This window comes from Nocardia sp. NPDC020380 (genome assembly GCF_044386975.1).
In the GTDB taxonomy this organism is placed as follows: Bacteria; Actinomycetota; Actinomycetes; order Mycobacteriales; family Mycobacteriaceae; genus Nocardia.
In genome coordinates this window covers 329,592-343,037 of the sequence record NZ_JBIRVQ010000011.1, presented here as the reverse complement: position 1 = coordinate 343,037, position 13,446 = coordinate 329,592, and the positions used below count along the sequence as shown (strand labels likewise).

The following is a 13,446-nucleotide window of genomic DNA, read 5'->3' as shown; positions in this document are numbered from 1 at the left end:
GGTTCGCGGCCGGCTCGATTCTGGACTGAGCGGAGGGAGGGAAGAATCGAGACTTCGGGGCCGCGAACCCGCCCGGAGCGGAGCGGAGGGCAGAATGAGCAGAGTGAAAGCCCTGCGTCGTTTCACCGTGCGCGCCCATCTGCCCGAGCGGTTGTCCGCGCTGACCGAACTGGCGACCAATCTGCGCTGGTCCTGGGACGGTCCTACGCAGGACGTCTTCAGTGAATTGGATCCGGCGTTGTGGGCCGAGGTCGAGCATGATCCGGTGCGGATGCTGGGCGAGGTGCCCGCCGAACGGCTGGACGAACTGGCCGCGGACGAGGCGTATACGCGGCGGGTGGATGCGGCGGCGGCCGATCTGAAGGACTATCTGACGCGGCCGCGCTGGTTCCAGAAGCAGCAGACCGGGCCGCGGGGGATCGCCTATTTCTCCATGGAGTTCGGTGTCACCGAGGTGCTGCCCAATTACTCCGGTGGACTCGGCATTCTGGCGGGCGACCATCTGAAGTCCGCGTCCGACTTGGGTCTGCCGCTGATCGGCGTCGGATTGCTGTACCGCTCAGGCTATTTCCGGCAGTCGCTGACCGCGGACGGCTGGCAGGCCGAGCACTACCCGGCGCTGGACCCGCAGGGCCAGCCGCTGCGGCTGCTCACCGGCGGGGGTGGCGGGGCGGGAGAGGATACGGCCGGTTCGCCGGTGCTCATCCACGTGGCCATGCCCGAGGGGCGCGTCCTGCGGGCCCGGGTGTGGATCGCGCAGGTGGGGCGAATCCCCTTGCTGCTCTTGGACTCCGATATCGCCGACAACGACCCGGAACTGCGCGCCGTCACCGACCGCCTGTACGGCGGCGATCAGGACCACCGCATCAAGCAGGAGATCCTCGCCGGTGTCGGCGGCGTGCGCGCGGTGCGCGCCTACACCCGCGCCAACGGCCTGCCCGATCCGGACGTCTTCCATATGAACGAAGGCCACGCCGGTTTCCTCGGTATCGAGCGCATCCGCGAATTCATGACCGCGGGAATGGATTTCGACGCCGCCCTGACCGCCGTGCGCGCGGGCACCGTGTTCACCACGCACACCCCGGTCCCCGCCGGCATCGACCGTTTCGCGAGCGCGCTGGTGCGCCGCTACTTCGGCGGCGCGCACGGGGAGCGGGAATCGCTGCTGCTGCCGGGTGTTTCGGTGGACCGCATCCTGGCGATGGGCCGGGAGGCCGATCCGTCGGTATTCAACATGGCGCACCTGGGCCTGCGACTCGCCCAGCGCGCCAACGGCGTGTCGAAGCTGCACGGTGAGGTCAGCCGCGGCATGTTCGCACCGCTGTGGCCCGGCTTCGATACCGGCGAGGTGCCGATCGGCTCGGTCACCAACGGCGTGCACGCGCCCACCTGGGCGGCGCGCGAATGGATCGACAAGGCCCGTGAACTCGTCGGCGCCGAACTGGTGGAGGAGGCGCGCGGCTGGGAGCGGCTGTGCGACGCGGACCTGGGCGAACTGTGGTCGACCCGGAATGCGTTGCGCGGCATCCTGGTCGGTGAGGTGCGCCGCCGGTTGCGGAAGTCGTGGCTGGAGCGCGGCGCCGCGCCCGCCGAACTCGGCTGGATCGACGAGGTCTTCGATCCACGCGTGCTGACCGTCGGCTTCGCCCGCCGCGTCCCCACCTACAAGCGCCTCACCCTCATGCTGCGCGATCCGGAACGCCTGCGCGCCCTGCTGCTGGATCCGGAGCATCCGGTGCAGCTGGTGGTGGCGGGCAAGTCCCATCCGGCCGACGACGGCGGTAAGGCGCTCATCCAGCAGGTGGTGCGGTTCGCCGACGATCCGGCGGTGCGGCATCGCATCGTCTTCCTGCCCGACTACGACATGTCCATGGCCCGCTACCTGTACTGGGGTTGCGATGTCTGGCTGAACAATCCGCTGCGCCCGCTGGAGGCGTGCGGCACCTCGGGCATGAAATCCGCGCTCAACGGCGGCCTCAATCTCTCCATCCGCGACGGCTGGTGGGACGAGATGTACGACGGCGAGAACGGCTGGGCCATCCCGACCGCCGACGGCGTCCGCGACGACCACCGCCGCGACGACCTCGAGGCCTCGGCCCTCTACGAACTGCTGGAACGCGCGGTACTGCCGCGCTTCTACGACCGCGACCACGACGACCTGCCCATCCGCTGGATGGAGATGGTCCGCCACACCCTGCGCACTCTCGGCCCGAAGGTGCTGGCGTCCAGGATGGTTCGCGATTACGCCGTCGATTACTACGCCCCTGCCGCCGCGGGTTACGCGGCCGTCTCGGCCGACGATTTCAAGGGCGCGCGGGAGCTCTCCGAATACCGCCGCCGCATCGAATCCGCCTGGCCCGCGGTGAAAGTCCTGCACGTGGACAGCTCCGGCCTGCCGGACACCCCGGTCATCGGCGCCACCCTGGCGCTGCGCGCCCGCATCGATCTCGGCGGCCTGGCCCCGTCCGACGTCTCGGTGCAGGCCGCCCTGGGCCGCGTATCACCCAGCGACGACCTCTCCGACGTGCACACCATCCCCATGACGCACGCCGGAACCGATTCGGGCACACATCTTTTCACGGTCGAGGCCCCCGTGCCGCTGTCCGGCGCGGTCGGCTACACGATCCGCATCCTGCCGCATCACCCGCTGCTCGCCTCGGATGCGGAGCTGGGCCTGATCGCGACCCCCAGCCCGTAAGACCTACGGCTGCTGCGGCCAGCGGGTGTCCGGCACCGCGGGCCGCGGCTGCATGGGCACGCCCGGCTGCATGCTCTGCGCCTGCGCCTGCGCCAGCAGGTTGTTCACATCGTGCGCGGGCACCTGGACCTGCGCGCCGCACCAGGTGCACTGCAGATAGGTCTTGCTGCCCAGCGGGATCAGCGGGATGAAGAAGATCGTGAACATGGTGGAGAGCCGGCGCAGCGTGTGCGCACTGGGATTGCGGCAGTGCCCGCACAACAGTGTGATCATGGCGAGGTTGCTCCAGCTACGCCGCCAGCCGAAGATGAGCATGATGTCTTCCCCCGGGTTCGTCGTCAACGGACTCTTCGCACTGTACCCGCGCGATATGGTCCCGCCGCAGGTCAGGTGGGTACCACCAGGGTGCGTTTGAGGATCTTGCCGGTCGCGTTGCGGGGCAGCGCGTCCATGAAGGTGACATCGCGCGGGACCGAGAAACGGCTCACCCGATGCCGGATGTAATTGCGGATCATCTCCGAGTCCAGCCCGGAACCGGGGCGCTTCACGACGAAAGCGGCCAGCCGCTGACCGAACTCGTGATCCGGCACGCCGACCACGGCGACCTCACTGACCTGCGGAAGATGCGACAGCGCCTCCTCGACCGCGCGCGGGAAGACGTTCTCGCCGCCGGAGATGATCATCTCGTCGTCCCGGCCGGCCACGAACAGCTTCCCGGAGGCGTCCAGATAGCCGATATCGCCGGTGTCCAGCATGCCGTCCGCCTCGTCGGGCGGGGTGGCGTCGGTATAGCCGTCGAACAGCATGTGATTGCCGACGAAGATGCGGCCCGTCAGGCCCACCGGCAGCGGCCGCCGATCCGGGCCCAGCACACCGAGTCTGGTGCCCAGCGGCGGGCGGCCCGCGGTGGTGGGTGACATGCGCAGGTCCGCGGGATCCGCGATGGACGCCCAGGACACCTCGGTGGAACCGTAGATGTTGTAGAGCACGTCGCCGAAGGCCTCCAGGAAGCCCAGCACCGTCGCCCCGGCGATGGGCGCCCCGCAGCTGGCCACCACACGCAGACTGGACAGGTCGTAGCGATCACGGACGTGCTTGGGCAGATCCAGGATGCGATTCACCATGACCGGCACCACGATCAGCGCGGTCACCCGGTGCTCGGCGATGCGCCGCAGGCAGTCCTCGGCGTCGAAACGGTCGCCCAGCACCACGGTCGCCCGGATGGCGGTGGAGATCTGCAGCGCCGCGAGTCCCCAGGTGTGGAACAGCGGCGACGGCACGTACATGACCTCGCCGGTGGTGAACGGGATCCGCGACAGCAGCGCCGCCACCGTCCCGAAACCCTTGGGGTGCGGGCGTTTCGCGCCCTTGGGCGTCCCGCTGGTGCCGGAGGTGAGCACGATCAGCCGACCGGCCCGCGGCGGCTTCTTCTGCGGCAGCTGGCGCATGGCGATGAGATCCTCGAGCGTGCTGCGTCCCGGTATCGGATACGGCGGCTCGTCGGTGGTGAAGCGCGGCAGCGCCGCCGGCAGATAACGCACCAGCTGCTCGAATTCGCTGTCCACGAACAATGCCGAGAGCGAATGCCGTTGCACGATCTCCTCGATCTGCCGCGCGGGCAGCCCGGTGTTCAGCAATACGGCGTCGGCGCCGGCCTTGCCCGCCGCCACCATGCACTCGACCATGCCGGTGTGGTTGCGGCACAACAGCCCGATCGTCGTCCCGCCGAAGCCGAGGGCCGTCAGCGCGCCCGCCAGCGCGTTGCTGCGGGCATGCAATTGCTCGAAGCTGCTGGAGAACCGGTCGTCGACGATGGCGGCCTGCTGCGGTGAGTGCGCGGCCGCCGCGGCATAGCCGCCGGCCAGGCTGAAGCCCCACTTCGCCAGGCTGCCCAGCTGTTTCAGGCCCACGTCCGGCCGGAAGGTGCGCACCACGCCGGACATGACCATGCGCTTGGCGACCCCGGCCTGGAGTTTCATCGGCGAGTCCTCGCCATTGACGAGGACCGAGGTGGGCGCGCCCTGGATCAGATCCTCGACGCGTTTCAGGCCCGCCATCGTCCACGACACGACGGACTGATTGGGCAGGTGCTCGAGCAGCGGGTGCACCCGCGCCGCCTTGAAGTAGGTGACGTAAACCCTTGTCATTCCGCCCATTTCGCGCAACCGTACGGTGGCGAAACTGCTGTGCGCGGGGCAGTGCAGTTCGAAGCTGTCGCCCTCGCGGCCGATGCGCAGCTGGACCTGCAGCACCCGGATCTCGAGGCCGTCGCCGCCGACCCGCAGGTTCAGCGTCGGGTGCTCGTCGGTGGCGTCCTGTTGTTCGCAGGCGCCGATACCGGCGAAGAGCCGGGGGTAGGTCTGTGGCTCGACGAGCACATCCCAGATTGCTTTGCGAGCGATCGCGAATTCCACGACCACATCGATGATGTCGGTAACCACAGGCGTGCAACTTCTCGCGGGCCGGTTCCTGTCGAGCCCCGGCTGATTACGTATTTGTAACGTCCCAGACAGTTCCGGTCAAGGCTCTGTAATTACCGGCCGGTAGCTATTTTAATTGCCGGTTGATTGCGCAGGTCGCGCCGGGAAACCGAGGAACAGCCAGGTGCGATTGCTCACGATTCGCCACACCGGGTTCGAATCCGGCGGTACGGACCAGCTACGGTGCCCACGGCAACCTCTATCCTCCCGCCGACTGGAGACAGCACAACAATGACCAGCGACGTCCTCACGCGCACCAAGGGGCGCGTCGACGCGTACTTCGGCATCAGCGCGCACGGGTCCACCGTCAAGCGCGAGCTCATGGCCGGCACCGTGACCTTCCTGGCCATGTCCTACGTGCTCGCCGTCAACCCGGCGATCCTCGGCGACCACGCCGGCGGCGCACTCGGCGCCAAGGGCATGCCCATGCAGGCGGTCTTCACCGCCACCGCCGTCGCCGCCGTGGTCGGCACGCTGGTCATGGGCCTGTGGGCCAAGTACCCGGTCGCGCTCGCGCCGGGCATGGGCCTGAATGCCTTCTTCGCGTACACGGTCATCCTGACCATGGGAATCCCTTGGCAGGAAGCACTTTCGGGCACCCTGCTCTCCGGCCTCATCTTCTTCGTGCTCGCCATCACCAAGGTCCGCGAGAAGATCATCGACGCCATCCCCATGCAGATGAAGCTGGCCGTCGGCGCCGGCATCGGCCTGTTCGTGGCCTTCCTCGGCCTCAAGAACGCCGGCATCGTGGTGTCCAATCCGGACACCTTCGTGCACCTGGGCAACTTCCACCACGGCACCACCCTGCTCGCGGTGTTCGGCCTGCTGGTGACCGTCGTATTCCTGGTGCTGGGCTGGCACGGCGCGGTGCTGTACGGCATCCTCTCGACCACCGTCGTGGGCATCGTCTGCGGACTGGTGAAGCTGCCCGACTCGGTCGCCGCGCTGCCGCACGGCCTCGACAAGACCTTCGGCCAGGCCATCATTCATCTGCCGGACGCCTTCTACGGGCAGATGGCCATCGTGGTGCTCACCATGTTGTTCGTCGACTTCTTCGATGCCTCGGGCACTTTGATCGGTGTCGCCAACCAGGCCGGGCTGCTCGGTAAGGACGGCAAGCTCGAACGCGCCGACAAGGCCCTGGCCGCCGACTCCATCGGTACCGCCGCGGGCGCCATCATCGGCACCTCGACCACCACCGCGTACGTGGAATCCACCGCGGGTGTGTCCGCGGGCGGGCGCACCGGCCTCACCGCCGTGTCGACCGCGGGCTGGTTCCTCGTCGCCATGTTCTTCTTCCCGCTGTTCGCGGTGGTCGCGGGCGTGCCCGCGGTGACCGCGCCGGCGCTCATGGTGGTGGGCGTGCTCATGGCCCGCTCGCTCGGTGAGATCGAGTGGAACAAGCTGGAACTCGCGATTCCGGCGTTCATCACCGTGGTGATGATGCCGCTGACCTACTCCATCGCCAACGGCATCGCCATGGGTCTGCTGTTCTACCCGGTGGTCATGGTGGCGAAGGGGCGCGGGCGCGAGGTGCACCCGGTGATGTGGGTGCTGATGGCGGTGTTCCTGTCCTACTTCTGGTTCCTCGCGAAGTAGCGGGGGCCGCCCGGACATCGGCGGGCTCTAATCGGACTGGGGTCCGTTTGGTCTCGCAATTCGGACCACGGTCCGCTTATACTCGACGCTGCCCATTGCAGACCGATAGTCGAGGAGAACGCCGATGACCGCACCCGCCGTTACCGATCGATCCACCGCCCGCATCGCCACCGCCGATATCAGCGCCTCGGACATCGGACTCCTGGTCCTCCGCGTCGGCTTCGGCGTCCTGCTCGCCGTGCACGGCAGCCAGAAACTGTTCGGGTGGTTCAACGGGTACGGCCTGGATGCCACCGCGGGCGCCTTCGAGGGCATGGGCTACCACCCCGGCAAGTTCTTCGCCGCCCTCGCGGGCCTGAGCGAGATCACCGGCGGCCTGCTGCTGGCCCTGGGTCTGCTCACGCCGCTGGCCGCCGCCATCGCACTGGGCACCATGCTGAACGCGTTCAACAGCACCTGGCAGGGCGGCTTCGCGCAATGGGAACTGCCCACGGTCTACGGCCTCGCGGTGATCGCGATCGCCTTCACCGGACCGGGCCGGTTCTCGCTGGATGTCGGCCGGCCGTGGCAGCGGCAGGGCATCGTATGGGGAGCGGGAGCCGTGGCGCTGGCCGTCGTGGCGGGCCTGCTCACCCTCGCCGTGAAATAGGCGGTCTCCCAAGAAGTTCTGGGTCCCCGCGCCGCGTGCAGGGCTTGGCGCGGGGACGACGGACACATCCGATGTGGGAATTGGGGGGTCACCGGAGTATCGAGTGCCAATTTACTTCTGATTGGAAGTGAGGTCACACCCCTGTGACTGTTCTCACAAGCTCGATTTCATTTGCGGGACACTCTTTGTCAGTCTCTCCAAAGCCTTTGTCACAACCTCTGGATCGGACGTTTCCCAATAAGGCGGGAGCGATGCCCGGAGATATCCGCCATAGCGCGCCGTGGCCAGCCGGGAATCGAGAATTGCTATTACTCCGCGGTCATCGACGCTGCGTAGCAGGCGTCCCGTGCCCTGCGCCAACAGCAATGCCGCATGATTCGCGGCGATCGAGAGAAAACCATTGCCGCCCCGCGATTCCACCGCGCGCTGGCGTGCCACCAACAGCGGATCATCCGGTCGCGGGAACGGAATGCGGTCCAAGATAACGAGGCTCAGCGAAGGCCCCGGAACGTCCACGCCCTGCCACAGCGAAAGCGTGCCGAACAGTGACGTTTCCGAATCCTCCGCGAATTTCCGCACCAGCGCGCCGGTCGCATCGTCACCCTGGCAAAGAATCGGCGTATCCAGGCGCTCGCGCAGCAGCTCGGTGGCCGCCTTCGCCGCCCGCATGGAGGAGAACAGGCCCAGCGTGCGGCCGCCGGCGGCGAGCATGAGCCGCTCGATCTCGTCCAGGTAGGCGGGCGGCAGGCCGTCGCGGCCCGGTGCGGGCAGATGCTTTGCCACATACAGGATTCCGGACTTGGCGTGGTCGAACGGCGAGCCCACGTCCACCGAATTCCAGTTCAGCTTCTTATCGTCCGACGGCGCCTCCGCGCCGTTGGCCAGCGCCGGATCCACCTTGCTCGCCGACTGCGGCGGCAGGCCCCAGGTCACGGCCAGATTGTCGAAGGAACCGCCGATCTGCAGCGTCGCCGACGTCAAAACGACTGTGGCGGTACCGAACAGGCGGCTGCGCAACAGTCCGCCCACCGACAGCGGGGCCATGTGCAGGGTGCGGCGGGCGACCCCACGCACCTCGTCCGCGGCCAGCCAGACCACATCGCGGTGCGCGGCCGGATCGGGTTCGTCGAAGGTCTCGAGCACGCGCACGGCGGCATCGTGGATCTCCTCGATGGCGGCCAGCGCCTGGTTGCGGGCCGCCGCGCCCTCCGGATCTCCTTGCGGCGCTGCGGAACCCTGCGGATTGAGGGCCGTGCGCGCATTCCAGGCGGCATCGCGGATGAGCGCCAGCACCGGGGCCGCGCCGTCGGGCATCCGGTCCCAGCGACCGGGGTTCAGCTCGTCGAGCAGACCGTGCCAGGCCTCGGCCGCGCCTTCGAGCCGATCCACTTCCTTCTCGTCGATCAGCTTGGCGCAGCGCTTGGCGGCCGCGCTGATGGCGCCGGTGGAGAGTTCCGCGGTGGCCACGCCGGTGACCCGGTCGACCAGTTCGTGCGCCTCGTCGATGACCACCACATCGTGCTCGGGCAGCACCTGGATGCCGCTGATGGCGTCGATGGCCAGCAGCGCGTGATTGGTGACCACCACATCGGCCTGCCCGGCCTCCGCGCGCGCCTTCTCGGCGAAGCAGTCCTGGCCGAACGGGCAGCGCGACTTGCCCATGCACTCACGGGAACTCACGGACACCTGCCGCCAGGCGCGGTCGCTCACGCCGGGGGTGAGCTCGTCGCGGTCACCGTTCTCGGTGTCGGACACCCACTCGTGCAGGCGCTGCACCTCGCGGCCCAGCCGGGAGATGGCGAAGGCGTCGAACAGCTCCGCCTCGGCGGGTTCGTCGGTGAGCGCGCTATTGATCTTGTTCAGGCACAGATAGTTGTTGCGCCCCTTGAGAATCGCGAACTGCGGCACCCGGCCCAGCGCCCCCGAGAGGGCCTCGGAGAGCCGGGGTAGGTCCCGGTCCACCAGCTGCCGCTGCAGGGCGATGGTGGCGGTCGACACCACGACGGTGCGCCCGGTCCGCACCGCGTGCCGCAGGCTCGGCACCAGATACGCGAGCGACTTCCCGGTTCCGGTCCCCGCCTGCACGGCCAGATGCTCGCCGGTATCGATGGCATGCGCCACCGCCGCGGACATGGTCTGCTGGCCTTTTCGCTCCTTACCCCCGAGCGCCTGCACCGCGGTGGCCAACAGCTTGGGAACGGGAGGGAGTTCAGGCACGGCCGCCAGATTACTGCTCTTGTCCGACAAGCTCCGAGCAAACCTCGGCCCGGCGTGAAACGTGCCACTCGGCCTGATCCGCGTAGGACTACTCACCCGATCGGGTAGCTCGCCTCATCCGGAAGAAGCCGCAGTTCGGAAGGGTCGATCGAGACAAGTGACCGACTCGGAAAGGTGGAGGGTGATGCGCGGTCTGCTGTGGGGCATTCAGATGGTCGTGGTGTTGGTGGCCTTGGCGGTGCGATTCCTGGTGGGCGGATGGTGGCTCGTCATTCTGTTCTTCACGCCCATCGGCTGGGCATTCATGGCGGTGGTCGGTACACCGCTACTCGTGGCCACGATCCTGCTGTCGGCGACCGAACCTTCCCGGTGGCGGGCGCGCACCCTGTCCGCGCTCGCGGTGGCCGATCTGGCCTTGTTCGTCTTCTCCGGTTCGATCGCCGATTTCACCGACAACGCCCACGACCGCTGGGTTCCGCTGGCCCGCCTGGTGACCGGCAATGCCCAGGTGTCGGAGGCCGCGGCCGGCGCCTTCGGCACGCTCGCCGAGGCGGCTCTCGGCCTCTACCTGGTGGCCACGGTTCTCGTCATGGTGCTGGCCGTGCGCGACCGCCGCGTCGCAGTCGCCGCGTGATCAGTTCTCCAGCGTCCCGGCCAGTTCCACGCCCGCGGCGCGCAGCTTGCCCAGCGCGGTGTCCAGGGTGACGGGGGAGACCGCGGCCGTGAGGCCCAGCAGGACGCGGGTGTCGAAGCCCTCGGCCTTGGCGTCCAGGGCGGTGGCGCGCACGCAGTGGTCGGTGGCGATGCCGCACACATCCACCGCATCGATCTTCCGGTCGCGGAGCCAATCGGCCAGGGTGGTGCTGCCGTCGGAGGCGATGCCCTCGAAGCCCGAATAGGCCGCGGTGTAGGCGCCTTTGGAGAAGACCTCCTGGATGGGCGCCACCGTCAGGTTCGGATGGAATTCCGCGCCCGGCGTTCCCACCCGGCAGTGCGGGGGCCAGGTGTCCACGTAATCGGGCGTCGCGGAGAAGTGCGCGCCCGGATCGATGTGGAAGTCACGGGTGGCCACGACAGCGGAATAGTCCGAGACGCCCAGGTATTCGCTGATGCGCTCGGCCACCGCCGCGCCGCCCGCGACGGCGAGGGATCCGCCCTCGCAGAAATCGTTCTGTACATCGACGACGATCAGGGCGCGGCTCATGGGTTTCCTCCCGGGGCCTGCTGGTGAACCAGGACGGTTCGATTCTCGTATCGCACTGTGCGGCCCCGCTACTCAGCCGACGAATGTGGTGGGGATGGCGGACTCGCCCGCGGAGAGTTTCAGGCCCTCCCACGGCAGCCGGATCAGGCCCTGCGCGACCAGTTCCCGGCTCTCCTGCAGCGTGGGCTGCCCGGCGAGCGTCTCACCCTTGCGTACCAGCGGAATCTGCAGGTCCTGAATGTCGTAGCCATTGGGGGCGGGCCGTTCCGCGCCCGCCGGGTAGACGATCTCCTCGACCAGGGTGCCGGTGCGGCGGGACAACCGCACGGCGCGCTTGGTGCCGCCGCGGGACTCCTTGTGGGAGCTGCGTTTCGACACCGGCACGCCCTCCACCTCGACCAGCTTGTAGACCATGCCCGCGGTCGGCGCGCCCGAACCGGTGACCAGCGAGGTGCCGACGCCGTAGACGTCCACGGGTTCGGCGCGCAGCGAGGCGATGGCGTACTCGTCCAGGTCCCCGGACACCACGATGCGGGTGCGCACCGCGCCCAGCGCGTCGAGCTGCTCCCGCACCTGCCGGGCCAGCACGCCCAGGTCACCGGAATCGATGCGGACGCCGCCCAATTCGGGTCCGGCCACCTCGATGGCGGTGGCCACGCCGCGGGTGATGTCGAAGGTGTCCACCAGCAGGGTGGTGCCGACGCCGAGGGCCGCGACCTGACTGCGGAAGGCGGCCGCCTCGTGCGAGCCGTCGGCGCCGGAGTGCAGCAGCGTGAAGGCGTGCGCGCTGGTGCCGGCGCTGGGCACGCCGAAACTGCGGGCGGCCTCCAGGTTCGAGGTGGCGTCGAAACCGGCCAGGTAGGCGGCGCGGGCGCTGGCCGGCGCGGCCAGTTCGTGGGTGCGGCGGGAACCCATCTCGATCATGCGGCGGCCGCCGGCGGCGCTGACCATGCGGGCGGCCGCGGCGGCAATCGCGCTGTCGTGGTTGTAGATCGACAGGATGAGGGTTTCCAGCAGCACGCATTCGGCGAAGGTGCCGCGCACGGTGAGGATGGGGGAGCCGGGGAAGTAGAGGTCGCCCTCGCGGTAGCCGTCGATCTCGCCGGTGAACCGGTAATCGCGCAGCCACTCCACGGTGCGGGCATCCAGGAACCGCGCGACGATGGCGAGTTCCGGCTCCCCGAAACGGAATTCGGGCAGTGCGGCCAGCAGCCGCCCGGTACCGGCAACCACGCCGTAGCGCCTGCCATGCGGCAACCTGCGGGCGAATACCTCGAAAGTGCAACGCCGGTTCGCGGATCCGTCGGCCAGCGCCGCCGCGAGCATGGTCAGCTCGTACTGGTCCGTCAGCAGAGCCGTACTGGTCACCCCGTCAGCGATCACTGTGCCCATTTTGCCCTCCGCTTCGCTCCGGGCGGTTCGCGGCCCCGAAGTCTCGGTTCTTCCCTCCCTCCGCTCCTCCGCTGCGCTCCCCCGCTCCACTCAGTCCAGAACCGAGCCGGCCGCGAACGACCAGCGTGTTTGGCTGTTACAGGCTGCGTTCGGCGTGTCGGTCGCGACTGGCCATCGTCTTACTCGACCGGGCCGGTCGGCGTGTCGCGCGGGTGTTGTTTCCTTGAGCCGTCGTCGTACCCTGAGTGTTATGGGTCTGTGCAACGAAGACGTGGTCCGGGTCGTCGGCGGTCCGGCCGTCGTGAACGGGACATTGTCGGCTTCACAGGCGACACCCGAGGCGATCGAGTACACCGAGATCCTGGAGGCCGAGGACCGGCCGTGGGTGACCGTGGTCTGGGACGATCCGGTCAATCTCATGCACTACGTGACCTACATTTTCCAGAAGCTCTTCGGCTACAGCAAAGCCAAGGCAACCGAGCTGATGCTCAAGGTGCACAACGAGGGCAAGGCCGTGGTGTCGTCCGGCTCCCGCGACAAGATGGAACACGACGTGCAACGCCTGCACGCCGCCGGGCTATGGGCGACCATGCAGCGTGACCAATGAGCGGACGGTTACGGTAGCTCCGTGCGGAAGTGGAGCAGAAAGAACTCCCTGGGCGGGCTGAAGCTCCGTTCGGAAATGGACGCCCACGAGGCGGAGATACTGCGCTCCCTCGTCGGCGCCGTCACCGGTCTCCTGACCGATCGGGCCCGCTCGGCGCCCGAGGACGACCTCGCCGCCCTCACCGGGCTACAACCGGGCAACACGACGCCGCCCGAGGATCCCCGATTACACCGGTTGCTACCGGATTTCCATCGCCCCGAACCAGGCTCCCCCGACGCCGACCGCGCCGACCTCAACAGCGCCCTGCGCAGCCTGCACGAACCCGAGATCATCGACACCAAAGTGGCCGCCGGCCTGGTGATCCTGGAAACCCTGCCGCCGCAGGGCGGCAAGATCGTGCTCAATCAGGAACAGGCCGACGCCTGGCTCAATGCCCTCAACGACGTCCGCCTCGCCCTCGGCACCGCCCTCGGCGTGAACGCCGATTCACCCGACCAGCTGGACCCCGACGACCCGCGCGCCCCCAGTCTCGAGGTCTACCACTGGCTCACCTGGATGCAGGACTCCCTGCTGCAGGCGCTCGCACCGTAGAAGGGCGGA

Annotated in this window: 11 protein-coding genes; 6 read left to right on the top strand and 5 right to left on the bottom strand. The window is 68.3% G+C overall.

The window, feature by feature from the left end; all coding sequences use genetic code 11:
* Window positions 1–103: 103 nt before the first annotated feature.
* A complete protein-coding gene (glgP, locus tag ACH438_RS30680; protein WP_397011523.1) occupies window positions 104–2,698 on the top strand; it encodes an alpha-glucan family phosphorylase in 2,595 nt (864 codons plus the stop codon).
* Window positions 2,699–2,701: 3 nt separating this feature from the next.
* Here the strand turns inward: glgP and ACH438_RS30675 are convergent, their stop codons facing one another.
* Entirely contained in the window at window positions 2,702–3,040 is a 339-nt protein-coding gene (locus tag ACH438_RS30675) for a zinc-ribbon domain-containing protein (RefSeq protein WP_397011469.1), read from the bottom strand.
* 44 nt (window positions 3,041–3,084) lie between these two features.
* Window positions 3,085–5,139: an AMP-binding protein gene (locus ACH438_RS30670; RefSeq protein WP_397011467.1), complete on the bottom strand. Its 2,055-nt coding sequence runs from the start codon at window positions 5,137–5,139 to the stop codon at window positions 3,085–3,087.
* A 270-nt stretch (window positions 5,140–5,409) separates the two neighbouring features.
* On the opposite strand from ACH438_RS30670, the gene ACH438_RS30665 reads away from it, so the two are divergent.
* Window positions 5,410–6,777, top strand: coding sequence for an NCS2 family permease (locus ACH438_RS30665; protein WP_397011465.1), 1,368 nt, complete (start codon window positions 5,410–5,412; stop codon window positions 6,775–6,777).
* Between the two features lie 124 nt (window positions 6,778–6,901).
* Window positions 6,902–7,426, top strand: coding sequence for a DoxX family protein (locus tag ACH438_RS30660; protein WP_397011463.1), 525 nt, complete (start codon window positions 6,902–6,904; stop codon window positions 7,424–7,426).
* Window positions 7,427–7,579: 153 nt separating this feature from the next.
* Here ACH438_RS30660 and ACH438_RS30655 read toward each other — a convergent pair whose 3' ends face one another.
* Complete coding sequence (locus ACH438_RS30655) at window positions 7,580–9,643, bottom strand: ATP-dependent DNA helicase (protein WP_397011461.1); 2,064 nt, start codon at window positions 9,641–9,643, stop codon at window positions 7,580–7,582.
* Window positions 9,644–9,827: 184 nt separating this feature from the next.
* Between ACH438_RS30655 and ACH438_RS30650 the strand changes: the two genes are divergently transcribed.
* Entirely contained in the window at window positions 9,828–10,277 is a 450-nt protein-coding gene (locus ACH438_RS30650; protein WP_397011459.1) for a hypothetical protein, read from the top strand.
* On the opposite strand, the gene ACH438_RS30645 is transcribed toward ACH438_RS30650, so the two are convergent.
* A complete protein-coding gene (locus ACH438_RS30645) occupies window positions 10,278–10,847 on the bottom strand; it encodes a nicotinamidase (RefSeq protein ID WP_397011457.1) in 570 nt (189 codons plus the stop codon). It abuts the gene before it with no gap.
* A 72-nt stretch (window positions 10,848–10,919) separates the two neighbouring features.
* A complete protein-coding gene (locus ACH438_RS30640; protein ID WP_397011454.1) occupies window positions 10,920–12,239 on the bottom strand; it encodes a nicotinate phosphoribosyltransferase in 1,320 nt (439 codons plus the stop codon).
* Between the two features lie 250 nt (window positions 12,240–12,489).
* Between ACH438_RS30640 and clpS the strand changes: the two genes are divergently transcribed.
* Both clpS and ACH438_RS30630 read left to right on the top strand, forming a co-directional pair.
* Window positions 12,490–12,846, top strand: coding sequence for an ATP-dependent Clp protease adapter ClpS (gene clpS / locus ACH438_RS30635; RefSeq protein ID WP_397011452.1), 357 nt, complete (start codon window positions 12,490–12,492; stop codon window positions 12,844–12,846).
* Window positions 12,847–12,867: 21 nt separating this feature from the next.
* A complete protein-coding gene (locus ACH438_RS30630; RefSeq protein WP_397011450.1) occupies window positions 12,868–13,437 on the top strand; it encodes a DUF2017 domain-containing protein in 570 nt (189 codons plus the stop codon).
* Window positions 13,438–13,446 lie beyond the last annotated feature (9 nt).

Coding starts and splice junctions, on each gene's coding strand:
- ACH438_RS30665 (WP_397011465.1), top strand. CDS start 5,410: ATGACCAGCGACGTCCTCACGCGCACCAAGGGGCGCGTCGACGCGTAC.
- ACH438_RS30660 (WP_397011463.1), top strand. CDS start 6,902: ATGACCGCACCCGCCGTTACCGATCGATCCACCGCCCGCATCGCCACC.
- ACH438_RS30650 (WP_397011459.1), top strand. CDS start 9,828: ATGCGCGGTCTGCTGTGGGGCATTCAGATGGTCGTGGTGTTGGTGGCC.
- ACH438_RS30645 (WP_397011457.1), bottom strand. CDS start 10,847: ATGAGCCGCGCCCTGATCGTCGTCGATGTACAGAACGATTTCTGCGAG.
- ACH438_RS30640 (WP_397011454.1), bottom strand. CDS start 12,239: ATGGGCACAGTGATCGCTGACGGGGTGACCAGTACGGCTCTGCTGACG.
- clpS (WP_397011452.1), top strand. CDS start 12,490: ATGGGTCTGTGCAACGAAGACGTGGTCCGGGTCGTCGGCGGTCCGGCC.